The 296-nt window shown below is 60.5% G+C and carries 1 protein-coding gene; it reads right to left on the minus strand.

All coding sequences use genetic code 11. The annotated features are described in order from the left end of the window. A partial coding sequence (locus tag IF64_RS27585) for a DUF222 domain-containing protein (protein WP_282916191.1) occupies nt 1-264 on the minus strand: 264 nt, incomplete at its 3' end. Nucleotides 265-296 lie beyond the last annotated feature (32 nt).

Genomic DNA, 296 nt, shown 5'->3' on the forward strand with positions numbered 1-296 from the left:
GGCCCCATACAGCTCGACCTGACCCTCCCGCATCGCTTCCAACACCCGAGGCATCCGCCGAGACAAGTCGACAGCATTGCGGATCCGCTTCTCCACCTCGACAGGCGACACCCGAAGCGAAGGCGCCAACTCCTCAGCCAACCCCCGCCACTCCAACTCGTCAGAAACAAGAGAGGCGAGAAACGTCATCTCGGCAGCATCAACCCGAGCCCGCCAAGGCCGAAACCCAGCGGCGGCATTAGAAATTCCCCCAGAACCATTCACGGTTAAAACGATACCGAACAAGTGGACGACCC

The sequence above is a fragment of the Prauserella rugosa genome, assembly GCF_000719975.1.
GTDB classification, from domain to species: Bacteria; Actinomycetota; Actinomycetes; order Mycobacteriales; family Pseudonocardiaceae; genus Prauserella; species Prauserella rugosa.